The 15,549-nt window shown below is 60.9% G+C and carries 21 protein-coding genes; 10 read left to right on the top strand and 11 right to left on the bottom strand.

Going from position 1 to position 15,549, the window contains the following annotated elements:
- Both C1720_RS00650 and C1720_RS00645 read left to right on the top strand, forming a co-directional pair.
- Window positions 1-534, top strand: a complete 534-nt coding sequence (locus tag C1720_RS00650; protein ID WP_102282875.1) for an Ivy family c-type lysozyme inhibitor — start codon at window positions 1-3, stop codon at window positions 532-534.
- Between the two features lie 282 nt (window positions 535-816).
- Window positions 817-1,275: a hypothetical protein gene (locus C1720_RS00645; protein ID WP_102282874.1), complete on the top strand. Its 459-nt coding sequence runs from the start codon at window positions 817-819 to the stop codon at window positions 1,273-1,275.
- Window positions 1,276-1,583: 308 nt separating this feature from the next.
- Here the strand turns inward: C1720_RS00645 and C1720_RS00640 are convergent, their stop codons facing one another.
- On the bottom strand, window positions 1,584-2,045 hold the full coding sequence (locus C1720_RS00640; protein WP_158241597.1) for a YbjN domain-containing protein: 462 nt from the start codon (window positions 2,043-2,045) through the stop codon (window positions 1,584-1,586).
- A gap of 138 nt (window positions 2,046-2,183) precedes the next feature.
- On the opposite strand from C1720_RS00640, the gene C1720_RS14075 reads away from it, so the two are divergent.
- From C1720_RS14075 to C1720_RS12620, 6 genes are all read left to right on the top strand, one after another.
- Window positions 2,184-2,603: a type I CRISPR-associated protein Cas7 gene (locus tag C1720_RS14075; RefSeq protein ID WP_199170919.1), complete on the top strand. Its 420-nt coding sequence runs from the start codon at window positions 2,184-2,186 to the stop codon at window positions 2,601-2,603.
- Window positions 2,581-2,757: a type I CRISPR-associated protein Cas7 gene (locus C1720_RS14760; RefSeq protein ID WP_199170918.1), complete on the top strand. Its 177-nt coding sequence runs from the start codon at window positions 2,581-2,583 to the stop codon at window positions 2,755-2,757. Before C1720_RS14075 ends, C1720_RS14760 begins: the two co-directional genes overlap by 23 nt.
- An 884-nt stretch (window positions 2,758-3,641) precedes the next feature.
- A complete protein-coding gene (locus tag C1720_RS00625; protein WP_102282872.1) occupies window positions 3,642-4,010 on the top strand; it encodes a hypothetical protein in 369 nt (122 codons plus the stop codon).
- Window positions 4,011-4,196: 186 nt separating this feature from the next.
- Window positions 4,197-4,706 carry a hypothetical protein gene (locus C1720_RS00620; RefSeq protein WP_199170916.1) on the top strand — a complete coding sequence of 170 codons (510 nt, stop codon included), beginning with the start codon at window positions 4,197-4,199 and terminating at the stop codon, window positions 4,704-4,706.
- Window positions 4,707-4,718: 12 nt separating this feature from the next.
- Window positions 4,719-5,249, top strand: a complete 531-nt coding sequence (locus tag C1720_RS00615; protein WP_102282871.1) for a DUF1643 domain-containing protein — start codon at window positions 4,719-4,721, stop codon at window positions 5,247-5,249.
- A gap of 1 nt (window position 5,250) precedes the next feature.
- Window positions 5,251-5,496 carry a hypothetical protein gene (locus tag C1720_RS12620; protein ID WP_158241596.1) on the top strand — a complete coding sequence of 82 codons (246 nt, stop codon included), beginning with the start codon at window positions 5,251-5,253 and terminating at the stop codon, window positions 5,494-5,496.
- 114 nt (window positions 5,497-5,610) lie between these two features.
- On the opposite strand, the gene C1720_RS12615 is transcribed toward C1720_RS12620, so the two are convergent.
- From C1720_RS12615 to ybeY, 9 genes are all read right to left on the bottom strand, one after another.
- On the bottom strand, window positions 5,611-5,838 hold the full coding sequence (locus C1720_RS12615; RefSeq protein WP_146006788.1) for a hypothetical protein: 228 nt from the start codon (window positions 5,836-5,838) through the stop codon (window positions 5,611-5,613).
- A 121-nt stretch (window positions 5,839-5,959) separates the two neighbouring features.
- Window positions 5,960-6,736, bottom strand: a complete 777-nt coding sequence (locus C1720_RS00610) for an endonuclease/exonuclease/phosphatase family protein (RefSeq protein WP_102282870.1) — start codon at window positions 6,734-6,736, stop codon at window positions 5,960-5,962.
- 15 nt (window positions 6,737-6,751) lie between these two features.
- Window positions 6,752-8,551 (bottom strand): aspartate--tRNA ligase, encoded by a 1,800-nt coding sequence (aspS, locus tag C1720_RS00605; RefSeq protein ID WP_050716019.1) that lies wholly within the window; start codon window positions 8,549-8,551, stop codon window positions 6,752-6,754.
- 15 nt (window positions 8,552-8,566) lie between these two features.
- The gene (locus C1720_RS00600) at window positions 8,567-9,262 is read right to left on the bottom strand and encodes a DUF502 domain-containing protein (RefSeq protein ID WP_102282869.1); all 696 of its coding nucleotides are present in this window, start codon (window positions 9,260-9,262) and stop codon (window positions 8,567-8,569) included.
- 20 nt (window positions 9,263-9,282) lie between these two features.
- Window positions 9,283-9,609, bottom strand: a complete 327-nt coding sequence (locus C1720_RS00595; RefSeq protein ID WP_102282868.1) for an FmdB family zinc ribbon protein — start codon at window positions 9,607-9,609, stop codon at window positions 9,283-9,285.
- 549 nt (window positions 9,610-10,158) lie between these two features.
- A complete protein-coding gene (locus C1720_RS00590; protein ID WP_102282867.1) occupies window positions 10,159-10,404 on the bottom strand; it encodes a hypothetical protein in 246 nt (81 codons plus the stop codon).
- Complete coding sequence (locus C1720_RS00585; RefSeq protein WP_102282866.1) at window positions 10,404-11,048, bottom strand: sigma-70 family RNA polymerase sigma factor; 645 nt, start codon at window positions 11,046-11,048, stop codon at window positions 10,404-10,406. Before C1720_RS00585 ends, C1720_RS00590 begins: the two co-directional genes overlap by 1 nt.
- Window positions 11,049-11,246: 198 nt before the next feature.
- A complete protein-coding gene (locus C1720_RS00580) occupies window positions 11,247-12,509 on the bottom strand; it encodes a branched-chain amino acid ABC transporter permease (RefSeq protein ID WP_102282865.1) in 1,263 nt (420 codons plus the stop codon).
- Window positions 12,509-12,976, bottom strand: coding sequence for an rRNA maturation RNase YbeY (ybeY, locus tag C1720_RS00575; protein WP_102282864.1), 468 nt, complete (start codon window positions 12,974-12,976; stop codon window positions 12,509-12,511). Before ybeY ends, C1720_RS00580 begins: the two co-directional genes overlap by 1 nt.
- Window positions 12,977-13,494: 518 nt before the next feature.
- Here ybeY and C1720_RS13545 point away from each other — a divergent pair.
- Window positions 13,495-13,659 (top strand): hypothetical protein, encoded by a 165-nt coding sequence (locus tag C1720_RS13545; RefSeq protein WP_158241595.1) that lies wholly within the window; start codon window positions 13,495-13,497, stop codon window positions 13,657-13,659.
- A gap of 19 nt (window positions 13,660-13,678) precedes the next feature.
- On the opposite strand, the gene C1720_RS14070 is transcribed toward C1720_RS13545, so the two are convergent.
- Entirely contained in the window at window positions 13,679-13,798 is a 120-nt protein-coding gene (locus C1720_RS14070; RefSeq protein WP_233199981.1) for a hypothetical protein, read from the bottom strand.
- A gap of 439 nt (window positions 13,799-14,237) precedes the next feature.
- Here C1720_RS14070 and C1720_RS00565 point away from each other — a divergent pair, with 439 nt between their 5' ends.
- Complete coding sequence (locus tag C1720_RS00565; RefSeq protein ID WP_233199715.1) at window positions 14,238-15,110, top strand: DNA ligase; 873 nt, start codon at window positions 14,238-14,240, stop codon at window positions 15,108-15,110.
- Window positions 15,111-15,549 lie beyond the last annotated feature (439 nt).

Genomic DNA, 15,549 nt, shown 5'->3' with positions numbered 1-15,549 from the left:
ATGAAAACCCGCCTCGCCACCCTCACGGCCTGCGTTGCCGCCATCGCCCTGCTGTCGGGCTGCTTCGGATCGGCTGAAAAAGCCCCGGCGCCCCAGCCTGAAGCGCAGCCAGCCCAAACGCAAAGCGCGCCAGAGCCGGCTGCCGAGCCAGCTGCCGCCGAGCCTGAAGGCCCCTACCTTTACAACCTGCTGGAAGATCAGCCCGCCAAAAAGGCATGGGCACGCATGACTGCCAGCCGCAAAGGTGCGCCCGCCTGGATCCGCAAAGGCGAAGGCCCCACCTCGCCCGCTGAAGAAGCCCTCATCAATGGCAAGCGCTACTGGCAAGGCTCCGTATGCGAGCAGCACAACTGCCCGAACACCTTCTTCTTCCTGCTGGGCGAAACCAAAGCCTATGGCCTGCATGCCAACTTTGCGAACGGCAAACCCGCCAAGGTCCGCCCCGTGTACTACGGCGCGCCGCCCGCCGCTGAGAAGGCCGCCTTGCGCGAAGCCTTTGAAGCTGAACGCGAGCGCCAGATGGCCGACGAATAAGAGCCATCTTCCTGCATAAAGAAAACCGGTCTCGCACCGGTTTTTTCATGCCCTCTTCAAGCATTGGCTGAGCAGCCAGGCCATGCTGGTCATGAACGCCCAGCGGTCAAACCGCAGGCGCGCGGGCAAGCTCCGGCAGCCCAGCGTGGGTTATGCGCCACATCAGCCCGCCCTGGGCCAGGCCGCTTTGCGCCGCCACGCTTGACAGCCAGCGCAGGCGCGGCAAACATGCCGCTCTTGTAAACTTTGTAACTCCAACCCGTTCAGCCGCGAAAGACCCGCATGAAAAAATCCAAAGCCTTCGCCATCGCCCTCGTTGCAGGCGCTGCCGCCCTGGCCTCCATCTCCGCCCAGGCTTCTTGCTACATCGTGCGCAACGCCAAAGGCCAAATCATTTCCGAATCGCCCAACCCGCCCGTGGACATGTCGCAGCCCTTGCACGACACCGTGCCGCGCAAGTTCGGCGCTGGCGCCACCATGAGCTTTGGCGTGGCCGACCCCGACTGCGGCAAGGAAATCGACACCTGGGACAAATCCTCTTCAGCCAGCGCCCCGCGCGCCAAGGCAGGCAAAAAGAGAACCGCTCGCCGCAGTACAGCCGTGCGCGGCAAAAGGAGCGCACGCCGCGCCGCAGGCTCCGTGCCCGTCACCCCGGCCAAGGGCGGCGGCATTCGCACGAAGGTCGAGCGCATCGAGCAGCCTGCCCAACCGGCTGCGGCATCAGCTCCCGCCAGCGAGTGACGCGGCAGGCCTCCGGAAACCGGCTGCGCGCCATGCGCCAGCCGGTTTTTTTCATGCCCGCTTCTCTCAAAAACCGTTCGCGGCCCCTCCAGGAGAGGTAAAAAAGCAGCCTCATGGCGCTCTTTTGTTCATAGCATGATGTCCTAGTGAAATCTGCGCGAAACGGCATTTTTTTCCCTTGAATTTGCTCTTTTTATTGATGCGTTCTACCCGCCGTGGTCAGCACCTGCGTCGCGCGGACGGATGCCAAACAAAAGGCCAGCCTCCGCAAAGAGACTGGCCTTTCCCTTGCAGCAAAAGATGCTGAGTCAATCGAGCACTTCGGCGCGCCACTTGCCGAACATGTCGCGGCAGGTGATCAGAAAGTCGATCAGACGCTCCTTGGTCACGCCGCCGGTCAGATCAATGTCCAGCTCCAGCTTGAGCAGATCAGCGTTTTCGGGGCGCTTCTCGTAGTAGGTGCGCGCGAAGCGGATACCGCGATGCCACTGGTTGATGCGCTGAAGCAGCGCGGCCTCGTCTTCGTCGCTGCACTGAAAGCCCGTCTGAAAAGTGATGATGCGCCCGCTTTTGGATATGAACAGGTAGGTGGTGTAGCCGTCCATCTTCCAGAGCAGGTCGCCGTCTTCGTCAAGGGAGCAGGAATAGCCCTCTTCGCGGGCCAGGTTCATGAGCTGCCCCGCGCTGATCTTGGAGATGACAAGGGGCATGTCTTCAATGATGGACGCGATGGAATCGGGCAGCTTGCCTTCCGGCAGGTGGTCTGTCATGGAGATCTTTCGCTTGGATTGCGTTCGCAGGGGCTGGAATGTACTGCGGACGGCCCGCCTGCCAGGCATCACACGCTCTTTTCCAAAGAAGAAAGAGCTGATCAGGATGGGCTACAAGGCGCAAACCAAAGATGGGTCATGCAACCCGGTGAGGATTTGCAACGTCGCAGGCCTTCCGATTTCACGCTTGCTGCCCCCGGACAGATTGTGAACAGGTTTTTAAATAGCAACCGCCCGCGCGCCGATTTTCAAGGCCTTGGCGAAATGACCGAAACGTGCCTGAAACGCAAAATCCGCGACTGCCAGCAAGGCAACGGCGATGTGCCATCGAACGAAAAAAACAGACGGCATAACCAGCCTTGCCAACCGCGCAAAAGACAAAATGCCGGCTTGGGCGCGAACGCGTTTAATGCCCCAAAAAGCCAACAAAGACGACATTGCCAACAAGCCTGCGGAAAATGGCTGAGCGTGCGCTACTTCGTACAAGTCTTCGCATTCGGCGGCGAAGACGACGGCACGAAAAAGCTCCGACACCATGGGCATGAAACACCGCGTTGATCACGGCGTGCATATCGTTTTTGACGCCAAGTCGCCGCAATTTGCCAAGCGCACCGGTTTTTCAGATGACGATGCCGAAAAAATCAAAACCGTATTAACCAAACTCTTTGAGGGCGACGCATCATTCGCCTGCCAGAAGGCAACGTGGAAGTGATGAAACTCATTTGATCGGAACATAACTGCAAAGCAGGATAATACTCTTCCACCAAAGTGCACGGCAGTCTGAAAGAGAATGAAGATAGCAGCTACGAACCGAAAAACCTTGAGGACTTGGTTTCGCAACAAATCGACGGCCTTTTAAAACATTCAAAGAAATGGCCGTATTTTCAACCGGAAGCCAAAGGGCAATTCAGAATACGCACCCGATTCCCTTTTCTGCCCTGCAACATTACATCTTCTGCCTGCATCAATGTGCGTTGATTCATAACGAGCAGGCATGGGCGGAGAACTATTTGACCGCACAGGGTAAAGCGTTGCACGAGTGTGGGTGGATTCGGGCGGGCAGGAAACGTGCAAGGACGTGCGCTTTGAGCGGGCAGTGCATGTGTTAGCGGAGAAGCTGGGTATTCGGCAGCGTGCTGGACTGGGTGGAACTGGAAGCGAAGGCAACCGGTGAAATGCAAGCCGGCAAGCCTGAAGCCGATCCGATGGGCGAAATCTAGTTCTGCGTCCAGAGCTTGTGCTTGCAAGAAATGACAGGAAATAGCCAGCGAAGATGCGTCATGGCATAGGCAAACTCGCCACTGCGTCCCCATCGCGTTTTCAGACGATTGCGAGTCAAAACATCTGCTAACATTGCTGCCGCGCGCGAGCGCCTGAGCTGCGGCGAAACCCCGTCGCCGAACTATGGCAAACGCTGCAAAGCCTGCTCGTTGGCAGAGATTTGTCAGCTGGAGTTGTCGGGGAATGGGATAGGGAGGCGGAATATATGGAGCAGCTGGATAATAAGAGAAGCGCGTAAATGGCGATTCAGGCGGTCTTAATGGCTGTGAGTCTGGAATATTGTCTGTAAGTTTTTAATATGCTAGGAGTAACGATATGAAATATTGGTTAGTTGGAGCTTCCTGGGGTGGACAAGATCACCAGGATCAGTTTTTTGTTGAAAATGGTTATTGGATGCTGGGATGGGACGAGGAAGAACAGACCGAGCAATTCAAAACAGGAGAAAAAATACAAGTGGGTGATCGAATTGCGATCAAGCGAATGAAGGGGAAAGGAGCATCTGACATCAGAATCTTGCACATAGGTATTGTCAAAGGCGTTATTGCTGAAGCAAACAAAGTTATTTGTGTTGTGGACTGGGTGGCCAAAGACCTGGATAGAAGCGTTGAAAGCAGGGGATGCTTCAAGAGTATTCACGGTCCATTCCCTAAAGATGAATGGATAGAGAAAATCTTCTGCCTGTAGCATATTATTTGAAAATTCGAGGAAATAATAGCATTTCCGAGTGAATCAAAAGGGGAGTCAGGACGCCGGTCCTGATTCCCCTTTCCGCTTTGTGGCATTGCGCTTTTTGATCGCGCCAATGTGCGTTGATTCATAGCGAGCGGGCGTGAGCGGAGAACTATTTGACCACGCAGGAAAAAGCGTTGTATGAGCGGGGGGGATTCGGGCGAGCAGGAAACGTGCAAGGACGTGCGCTTTGAGCGGGCAGTGCATGCGTTAGCAGGAAAGCTGGGCATCTGCAGCGTGCTGGACCGGGTGGAACTGGAAACGAAAGCAGACAGCCTAAAACCCGTGGAATGCAAGCGGCAAACCCAAACCCACAGTTCGATGGACGAAATTCAGCTTTGCGTTCAAGGCTTGTGTTTGAAAGAAATGGCGGGGAACCCGTTGATGAAAGGTACACTGGGTGGTATAGGCGGACCTGTCATCGCATTTTCCGTCGTGTTTTCAGGCAATCCGCAGGCCAAAACATCTACTACCATCGTTGCCGCGCGCGAATGCCTAAGCAGTGGCCAAATCCGCCGCCTGATTACGGTAAACGCTGCTAAACCAGTTCGTTGGTGGAAATTTGCCAGCCGGAGTTATTGGGGAAGCTGGATAGGAGCGCAGGGTATGTGGAGCAACTATGTAATAAATGAACTTGATGCAGATAAATAATAAGGATGAATAATGGAATACAAGATAGATATTTATGAAAAAGATAAGGATAACTTATTCCGTTTTGCACTTGGCAGTTTGTCGGAGAGGACTTTATTTGTTTTTGGTGCAAATCCAAGTACGGCAAATGACCAAACACCTGACATGACAATTAGAAAGGTAATGGGGTTTGCAGAAAGAAACAGATACAAAAGTTTTATGATGTTTAATTTATATCCACAAAGAGCCACCAATCCTGATAATTTATCAGACGAAATGGATAGAGTCATGATGGACAAAAATATTGAAATTATTCATCGTATTCTATCCTCCCAAAAGGAAGCTGATATCTTGCTGGCTTATGGGAAGCTGATATATTCTCGCCCGTATCTGCCGTTGTGCTTAAAGAAAATTTATCAATCCATTAGAGGAATTTCGTTAAAATTTTATAGAATTGGTGATTATCTTAAATGTGGACAGCCACGCCACCCTTTATATGCGAAATATGGATTTGAGCTTCAAGCAGTGGATATGGATAAATATTTGCAGGAATTTGAGAACTGATGTGAAAACTGCAGAATTCTGCCGTGCTATTTTCTGTTTCGGGAATGCACTGATGTCAGCGTTTCTGCTGGTTTTTGCTGCGGCAGGTTTGCAATGGCGGCGAGAACGCGGTAATTCAAAAGGTGCGGTTGATGCTTTGAATATCTTGCTGCGGCAGTTAAGAGATGCGGAGAATCTGGATATGGCGCGCGGTATCGGGGGCGAAGCGGCGGCGCGTTATTTCGGTTGGGTGGGGTGGCTTGTTTGACGTCAAAGCGCAAGCTGAATGTGCTCCGGGTCAGACTTGTTCTGCTCTGTTCTTGAAAAAGTAAATAGAAGGCCTCAAAAATGCCTTCCGCACGGTTTAGGGGATTGGTCGCTATCAGACCCATAGCGACATGGCCGGGCGGTAAGGCTTGGCGCGATAGCGGGTATCGAACAAGGGCGTCCTACTAGCCATTTGGGTGAACGGATGCGATGGTGATGGGCTGCCGCAGAAGATGTCCAGACGCTGATTGCGGATGGCTTGTGAAGCGGGTTTGGTTGCTGCTTCTGCGCTGGAAGTGATGATTTGTTTTGTTGCTTTTTTGATAGCAACAAAGCCCGTCAAACCGTGCGATGGAAGCGTTTTCGAGGCCCTTTATTTGCTCCCGAAAATAGAGCGGATGCAGCAAGCCTGGGTTGCATCCGGCTTGCGCTTTCGCGCCCACGGAGGGATTTGAACAGGCGCTTCAAGGCAGCACGAATTCGGCTACCAGTGGCAAATGGTCGGAGAGGCTGGGCCAGTTGTGGCTGCCCGCGTGCCCGTGCGCGTGTTGGGGCACGAACTGGCGGGCGCAGTGCAGGCCGCGTGCGTAGACGTGGTCTAGCTGCGCCAGGGGCAGGCGCGAGGGGAAGGTGGGGCAGCCGGGGGTGTTGCGCAGGCCGGACTGGGCCAGGATGGCTTGCAGTTTCTGGCTCCAGTCGTTGAAGTCGCCCGCAACCAGCAAGGGCGCGCTGGCAGGCACCTGGCGTGCGATGAACTGTTGCAGCTGGCGCGCCTGGCGCATGCGGCTGGCGCCGAGCAGGCCCAGGTGAACGACGATGACGTGGACATGGCGGCCCTGCACGTCAATGACCGAGTGCAGCAGGCCGCGCTGCTCGAAGCGGTGGTCTGAAATGTCCTGGTGCTGGTGGCTTAGCACGGGCCAGCGCGAGAGCATGGCGTTGCCGTGTTCGCCGTGGGCGGTGACGGCGTTGGTCATGTAAACCGACTGGTAGCCCGCCGGGGCCAGGTATTCGGCTTGTGGCTGGCGGGGCCAGCTGGCAAAGCGCCGCTCGGCTTTGCGGTTGAGCTTGCGCACTTCTTGCAGGCACACCACGTCTGCGTGCAGGCTGGCGATGGCGTGCTGGAGGTTGTGGATTTCCAGCCGCTGAGAGGGCCAGACGCCTTGCACGCCTTTGTGGATGTTGTAGGTCACTACCCGCAGAGAGCGGGTGTGGGCATGGACGGCGCCGCTGGCGCTCATGGGGCAGGGCGCGTGTCAGTGGCTGGCAGGCTGCGGGTTGCGCAGGCGGATGTGCAGCTCGCGCAGTTGTTTTTCGTCTACGGGCGAGGGCGCTTGCGTGAGCAGGCACTGCGCACGCTGGGTTTTGGGGAAGGCGATGACGTCGCGGATGGATTCGGCGCGGGTCATGAGCGTGACCAGCCGGTCCATGCCGAAGGCCAGGCCGCCGTGCGGGGGGGCACCGTATTGCAGGGCGTCGAGCAGGAAGCCGAATTTGGCCTGGGCGTCTTCGGGCGTGATTTTGAGCGCGGAAAACACTTTGCTTTGCACGTCGGCGCGGTGAATGCGGATGGAGCCGCCGCCCAGCTCCCAGCCGTTGAGCACCATGTCGTAAGCCTTGGCCAGGCACTGGCCAGGGTCGCTGTCCATGAGGTTTTCGTGGCCGTCTTTGGGGCTGGTGAAGGGGTGGTGCATGGCGTTCCAGCGGTTTTCTTCTTCGTCGAACTCGAACATGGGGAAGTCCACCACCCATAGCGGCGCCCAGCGGTCTTCGAAAAGGCCCGCCTTTTTGCCGAATTCGCTGTGGCCGATCTTCAGGCGCAGTGCGCCGATGGCGTCGTTGACGATCTTGGCTTTGTCGGCGCCGAAAAAGAGGATGTCGCCGTTTTGCGCGCCGGTGCGCTCCAGCACGGCGGCCAGGGCCTTGTCGTGCAGGTTTTTGACGATGGGCGATTGCAGGCCCTCGCGGCCTTTGGCGGCGTCATTGACCTTGATCCAGGCCAGGCCCTTGGCGCCGTAAATCTTCACGAAGTCGGTGTAGCCGTCGATTTCGCCCCGGCTGATTTCGCTGCCGCCGGGCACGCGCAGCGCCACCACGCGCCCGCCGGGCGTGCTGGCCGGGCCGCTGAAGACTTTGAAGTCCACATCGCCCATCACGTCTGTCAGCTCGGTGAATTCGAGCTTCACGCGCAAATCGGGCTTGTCGGAGCCGAAGCGGTGCATGGCCTCGGCGTAGGGCATGACGGGGAATTCGCCCAGTTCCACGCCCAGCGTTTGCCTGAAAACATGCGTGATCATTTCCTGGAACAGGCTGCGGATGTCTTGCTCGTCCAGAAAAGAGGTTTCGATATCGATTTGCGTGAATTCCGGCTGGCGGTCGGCGCGCAGGTCTTCGTCGCGGAAGCACTTGGTGATTTGGTAGTAGCGGTCAAAGCCGGCCACCATCAGCAGCTGCTTGAAGAGCTGGGGCGATTGCGGCAGCGCAAAAAAGTGCCCGTCATGCACGCGGCTGGGCACCAGGTAATCGCGCGCGCCTTCGGGCGTGCTCTTGGTGAGCATGGGCGTTTCGATGTCGATGAAGCCGTGCTCGTCCAGAAACTTGCGCACGGCCATCGCCACGCGGTAGCGCAGCATGAGGTTGCGCTGCATCACGGGGCGGCGCAAATCCAGCACACGGTGCGTCAGGCGCGTGGTCTCGCTCAGGTTCTCGTCGTCAAGCTGGAAGGGCGGCGTGACGGAAGGGTTGAGCACTTTCAGCTCGTGGCACAGCACTTCCACCTTGCCGCTTTTGAGACTGTCGTTCGTGGTGCCTTCAGGGCGGGGGCGCACCAGGCCCGTGATTTGCACGCAGAACTCGTTGCGCAGGTCTTCCGCCGTTTTGAACATGGCGGGGCGGTCGGGGTCGCAAACCACCTGCACATAGCCTTCGCGGTCGCGCAGGTCGATGAAGATCACGCCGCCGTGGTCGCGCCGGCGGTTCACCCAGCCGCACAGGGTCACGGTCTGGCCGTTCAGCGCCTCGGTCACGAGGCCGCAGTAGTGGGTGCGCATAGACATGATGGACTTTCTTGGTTACTTGCCAGAATGGGAAACAGGGTTGCTGATGGCGGGAGCGGCAGGGGCCGACTGCGCGCGGGCGGGCGGGACCACCACGCCCATGGAAATCACGTATTTGAGGGCTTCATCCACGCTCATGGCCAGCTCCACCACGTCGGCTCGGCGCGCCAGCAGGAAGTAGCCTGAAGTCGGGTTGGGCGTGGTCGGCACGTAAACGCTGACCAGCTCATCGCCCAGGCCGCGCGTAGCCAGATGCGCCGCTACCTCGCCGCCGGGCCGGCCCGTCAGAAAGGCCACCGTCCATGCGCCCTGGTGCGGAAACTGCACCAGCACCGCCTTGGAAAAAGCCTGGCCGGAGCCGGAAAACAGCGTGTCCGACACCTGCTTGACGCTGCTGTAGATGCTGCGCACCACCGGAATGCGGGTCATCAGCGCGTCCCAGCGGCGCAGCCACCACTGGCCCACCATGTTCGCCACGAAAACGCCCGTGCCGAAGATGATGACCGTCACCAGAATGACGCCCAGCCCCGGCACGCGCCGAAGCTGCCCGCCCACGGTGACCATGCCGGGAATCACGGCCTCCAGCGCGCCCAGCACGCTCAGAAAAATGCCGTTGAGAATGCCCATTAACCACAGCAGCACCCAGGCCGTGATGGCCGCTGGCAGCCAGACCAGCAGGCCCGTAACGAAATATTGACGCAGCCGGTGCATGACGCGAGCGCTCGAACTGCCTAGTCCGCCGCAGCCGCGCTGCCCGTTGAAGCTGCCGCGCTACTGGCCGCAGCCGCATCGCCAGAGGTGCCGGAAGAAGCGCCCGCTGCCGCGCCGGAAGAAGGCGCATCCGAAGCCGGCGCTGAAGAGGCGCCCGCCTTGCCTTCGTTGCGAAAGTCCGTGACATACCAGCCCGAGCCTTTGAGCTGAAAGCCCGCTGCCGTTACCTGCTTGACAAAAGCAGGCTGGCCACAGGAAGGGCAGACCTTCAATGGCGCATCAGACATCTTCTGCAACACATCCTTGGCAAAGCCGCAGTGGCTGCACTTGTAGGCATAAATCGGCATGGAAAAACAGATTGGGCGGCAAGCACGTGCGCCTGCCGCCCGCAAAAAGCTTGTAATTATAGTTTTCCGGCTTATTCAGCGGCGAAGCGCCTGAACGCATGTCCAATCGGCTTCTGGCCTGGAAAACTGCCTTGCCCACTCCAGTTCGGCGTGCGCTAGTTGCCAGCGCTTCTACTGAACATCAGAGCAAGCCGCGAGGAAGAAAATGGAGCAAGGCGAGCCAAGCACAAGCAACCGGTGAGCGGATGGAGGGCTTTATTTCGCTCCTCTATTTATAGCTATACGTCCTAGTGAAATCAGCGCAAGACATCATTTCATCCGCCTGAATTAGCTCCTGTTTTTGATGCGCCTGGCAAGCCATCAACCTGCCACTCAATACCGCGCTTCGCTCTTTTGACGCTGGCGGAGACGCCCTCTTCAGCAAAGTGCTTGCCAGCACTTGCCACTACATGCCGGTCATGTCGCTTGGGGACCTTGGGGACATGGGGAATTTTTGCTATTCACTTTGGGTTTGAGGACGGATTTTTAGGGGCATGGGAACTGAAAAGTTCACCCCGCTGAATCTGCTCCTGTTTCTGATGCCTGCGGGCTATCGGGCGGCGGGCTGGCCCCGGGCGCTTGCAGGCTTTCGCGCCAGCCTTGCAGCAAGGCGGTGAGGGCGGCGTCGTTGCGGGCGAAGCGGCGGCAGTGCGCGCAGATGAGCGTGTGGCAGGCGGCGCGGGCGCGCAGGGGCCAGGGCGCGCGCGGGCCGAGCTGGCCGCTGGCGAGCAAGGTGGTGTATTGCTGGCAGTTCATCAGGGGCGTTCCTTGCGGGGCGCGGGGGGCGGGCTGGCAAACCAGTTCTGGCCCAGGCACAGTTGCAGTTGCTTGCGGGCGCGGCTCATGCACTGCCAGTAGTCGGCGCGGGTGATGGCGAGCGTGGCGCAGATTTCATCGGCGTCGCAGTCGAGCAGCTCTTTCATGCTGAACACGCGGGCGGGCTTGGGCGGCAGTTTGCTCACGCAGGCTTCGAGCACGGCGAAGAACTGGCTGTTTTGCAGCTGGCTTTCGGGGTCGTGCCAGAGGGCGGGGCCGGCGCCGGTTTGCCAATGGCCCCGGCTATCGAAGAGTTCGGCGTCGAGCGCGTCAGCGCCCCCGTCCGTGGCGCTGGCCGCAGGCGGCGTGCCGTGGCGGTAGCGGGCGCGCAGGCGGTCGGTGATTTTGTGTTTGAGGATGCCAAAGAGGTAGCCGCGCGCGTCGCCCTGCCGGGGGCCGCCGCCGCGCGGCGGCGCAGCGGCGGGGGCGGCCAGCACGGCCAGCAGGGTGTCTTGCACGGCGTCTTCGGCTTCTTCGTCGGGTTGCAGGTGCAGGCGGGCAAAGCGCAACAGGGGCGCGCGCCAGGCGCGGGCCAGGGCGCCGGCATCGGCCCAGGCGCTGGCGGGGTCAGCGGAGGCGGTCATGGGCGGGGATTATTGGAGCGGCGCGGCCCGAAGCGGCAGCCTGACGGCGCCCGCCGCATTCGCTCCTTGATTCATAGCATGGCCTCTTAGATGAATCTGCGCGAATGCCATTTTCAGCGCCCTGATTTCGCTCTTGTTTTTGATGCGCTCCCGCGCCAGCGGCCCGGCTGCGGGCCGGTTTTTTGGAGGCCGCGCCGCCTATTTGCCGCGCCGCATGACTGCAATGGCCGCGCCGCCCGCTGCGGCCACGGCGGCGGCCAGCAGCCAGGGCAGCGGCTGGCGCGCGTTCACGCTGATGCCCGCCAGCGCCCAGCCGCCTTGCCCCGCCGGGGCCAGCTGCAAGCGGTAGAGCAGCTCCACCAGCGCAATCAGCCCCGCCAGCAGCGCGGCCCAGGCCAGCGCCAGCGCTGCATGGCGCGCCTGTGGGCGGCGCAGCGCGCCAGCCAAACCGCGCCGCATGCCGGGCAGCAGGCTGGCCAGGCCGCCGGGGGCATACATGACCATCAGCAAAAAAGCCAGGCCCATGTAGAGCGTCCAGGCCGGGGTGATTTCAGACAGCCACACCGTGGCCAGAACCATCAGCACGCCCCCCAGCATGGGGCCGGTGAACGCGCCCGCGCCGCCCAGAAAGACGAATAGCAGATACGCGCCCGAGCGCTGCGCGCCCAGCGATTCGGGCGTGACGATTTCAAACAGCAGCGCCGCCAAAGCGCCCGCCACGCCCGCAAAAAAGCCCGCCACGCAAAAGCCCAGCCAGCGCACGCGGTGCGGGTTGCAGCCAATGAACTCGGCGCGCTCGGCGCTGTCGCGCACGGCGCCCAGCAGCCGCCCCAGCGGCGTGCGCGTGAAGGCGTACATCAGTGCCGTGCAGGCAAAGGCGTAGGCGGCCGCCAGCGCGTACATCTGCGCGGGCGGCCCGAAGCTGATGCCCCAGACTTCGCCCGTGACGCGGTCGGCCGGCACGCCCGCCTCACCGCCGAACACCGCCGGAAACATGAGCGCGATGGCCGCCACCATCTCGCCCATGCCCAGCGTCATCATGGCGAACACGCCGCCGCCGTGCCGCGCGCACACCCAGCCCAGCGCGGCTGCGGCCGCCAGCGCCGCCGCGCCGCCAGCCAGCGGCAGCAGGCTCACCGGCACGCCCCAGCCTGCCGCCAGCAGGTGAATGGCCGCATACGCGCCCAGCCCCGTGTACACCGCGTGTCCGAAACTGAGCATGCCGCCTTGCCCGAGCAAGATGTTGTAGGAAAGGCAGGCAATCACGGCAATGCCCATCTGCGCCAGCAAATTGAGCGCGTAGCCGCCGGGAAAAACCAGCGGCAGCAGCGCCAGCAGCAGCGCGTAGGCCAGCCAGGGCAGGGCGGCGTTCACATGGGGCGCGAAAGGCTCCACCAGCCTGGCGCGGGCGGCCAGGCGGGCGGCCAGGCGGGCGGCCAATTCAGGCGGCGGCCAGGCCATCAGCCGCGCTCATACGGATTGGGCACGCCCAGCGCGGCGAGGATGCGCGTTTCCTGCGCCTCCATCGCCTCGGCGTCGGCCTCGCTGGTTTCGTGGTCCCAGCCCTGCGCGTGCAGCGCGCCGTGCACCAGCAGATGGGCGTAGTGATCGGCCAGCGGCTTGTCCAGCGCGGCGGCCTCGCGGGCGAGCACGGGCGCGCACAGCACGAGATCGGCCTGCAAAACGGGGGCATGGCAGTAATCGAAGGTGAGCACGTTGGTGGCGTAGTCCTTGCCGCGAAAGTCGCGGTTGAGCTGGCGGCCCTCGTCCTCGCCCACAACGCGCACGGTGATTTCGGCGGCTTGCAAGGCTTCGTCCAGCGCCGCGCGCAGCCAGCGGGCGGCGCGGTGGCGGGGCAGGGCGGCGCGGTGCAAGGCGGCATCGGGCAGGCGGCGGGCAAATTGCAGGCTCAGGGCAAGTTCAGGCATGGCGGCAGGCGGGAAAGCGTGGGCGGAAAAGCGGAAAAAGCGGAAAACGCGCGGGCGCGGCTACGGCCGGGCAAAAGCGGGAACAAAGGCGGGAACAAAGGCGGGAATCATGGCGCGAGTGACGCGATCGGCCACGGCAGGAATAAAGTCATTTTATTTCCAGCCTGCCCAGGGCGCGCTTGCCTTTCAGAGGACTGTTTTTGGGATTGAAGATGCCGGCGTGGTTTTGCTTCCGTTCAAAATGCCGGCATGTTGCTTTTAATCATTGCGCCGCCGCAAAACGCATAAATATCAGCGGCCGTGTCCGTCCTTGATTCTGGCCTGGCGCAAATTCAAATCTGCGCGGCCAGATACCGCTGTCATTGGGTTGCCGCCATTTCATCGCTGTCATTGAACCGCCGTTGCCATCGCCTTTCGCGCGCGGCTTCGCTTCGCGGGCGGGTTTGCCCAGCTTTCCGGCCGGGGCTTGATAATGAAGGAATGAGTGAGGGAATGAACAAGGATTTTCGCTGCAAGAAATGAATGGTTTGCAGCGCATTGCGTTTCTGCCGCTGAAACGGGCTGCCAAGTCTGCCGGAAGCAGGCAGCGGCGCTTCTGGCGGGGAAAAGGCGTGCAAAAAGAGGATTGGGGCGTTTCCAAAAAGCGTTCAGGCAGCCTTGCGCACGGGCAAAAGGCTGCCTGAAAAAGCGGCCTGAAAAGGCTTACAGCGCAGTGAAAAACGCGGCCAGGCCAAGGAAGATGCCCGGCACATTGGCCACCACAATCGGCCAATCGCGCTGTTTTTTGAACAGGCCGTAGCAAGTCCATAGCGAGCAGTTCACAAAAGCCACGAAAGGCTGCACCGGATTGCCCTTGTGGCCAGAGAGGTTGTCGGCAATCTACGGGATATAGGCCACATACATGCTTATCGACGTGATGCTGACGATAGTGCCCAGAATTTTGATTTGTTTTTCGGTCATTGCTTTATCCATTGAGGGGAGTTGAGTAGAACATGCAACCGGCTTGGGACGCTCTGGCTGCCGGCTTCGGGCAGGCTGCCTGAAACCATTCAGTTATAAAATCGGGCCGCCTGCTGGCGCTTAAATCCAATCACCTTCCGGTTTGCAGGTTTTAATAATCTATTTGTGGTTTTCTGCACGGCAAAGGTTTGAACATCGCCCTGAAAGCGTGCAATTGCCGCAGGCCGCGCTTTTGCACCACGGACAGATTGCGAACAGGTTCTGCAAACACGGCCCGCCACGCTCACGCCGCCCGCCCCGTATGCTTTGGCCCATGCGCCGCCGCCGCTTTTTCCGCCTGTTCGCTCTGCTGGCCGCGCCGCCTTGGGCGGCCGCGCAGGGCAAAGCGCCGCCCGCACCCCAGCTGGCCCGCAGCTACCAGGGCGGTCTGCATCTGCCTGACTGGCTGGTGAGCGAAAAGTACGACGGCGTGCGCGCCTGGTGGGACGGGCAGGCCCTGTATTCACGCACGGGCCGCCGCCTGCCCGCGCCCGCCTGGTTCACCGAAGGCTGGCCGCGCATGGCGCTGGACGGCGAGCTGTGGGCGGGCCGTGGCGCTTTCGAGCAGGCGCAGTCCGCCGCCGCGCGCCAGCAGCCAGATGACGCGGCCTGGCGCGGCCTGCGCTTCATGGCGTTTGACGCGCCCCGGCACGGCGGCCCGGCCACCCCGTTTGCCGAGCGCCTGGCGGCCTTGCAGGCGGCCATTGGCCGCGCGGGCCGCCCCACCTTGCAAGCCGTGCCGCAGCGCCGCGTGGCCACCGAAGCCGAACTGCTGGCCTGGCTGCGCGAAGTAACGCGCGGCGGCGGCGAAGGGCTGATGCTGCACCGCGCCAACGCGCCCTGGCAAAGCGGCCGCAGCAGCCACCTGCTCAAGCTCAAGCCGCATGAAGACGCCGAGGCCCGCGTCATCGCCCACCTGCCGGGCAAGGGCCGCCACGCGGGCCACCTGGGCGCGCTGCTGGTTCAAACGCCCGAAGGCCGGCGCTTTCGCATCGGATCGGGCTTTACCGATGCCCAGCGCGAAGCGCCGCCGCCCGTGGGCGCCTGGGTTACCTACCGCTACCGTGGCCTGCACGAAGGCAGCGGCCTGCCGCGCTTTGCCACCTTCTTGCGCGTGCGCGAAGAAGGCTTGTAAAGGAACCCGTTCAGCGTCTTTTGGCCAGGAACGCCAGGGGCATTGCCTCGAAGGTGTGAAGTTCGCTTCTCCTGGCTATCTGCACCGCCACATGCGCGCCAATGTGTTTTTGACGCCCTGGACGAAGGGCTGGCTTGCGTAGCCGCCATCGCGCAGCAGACGTGTATCCGGCACAGGCTGCTCTTGCTGCGCTTCAGCGCAGCCAGCGTCCCTTGGCGATCGTTTACGCTGGCTGTTTATGGCCACAGCGTGCGGCAGGCCTCAGGAGAGGCTGCCCGCCAGCGCGCGAACGCTTTTGCGGCGATAATCCGCCGTTTTTTCCGGCGTGCCTTTTTTCCGCCTTTTTCACGCAGGCCGCGCCGGAGCCGATTGCATCCGCCCTCTCGCATCGCACCGCAGGGCGGCTTTTGAAAGCATTCAAGAGCCGCCCTGGCTTTCT

Source organism: Ottowia massiliensis (assembly GCF_900240305.1).
GTDB lineage: Bacteria > Pseudomonadota > Gammaproteobacteria > Burkholderiales > Burkholderiaceae_C > Ottowia > Ottowia massiliensis.
The sequence above is the reverse complement of the archived record's forward strand: the minus strand, read 5'-3'. Positions and strand labels throughout refer to the sequence as shown.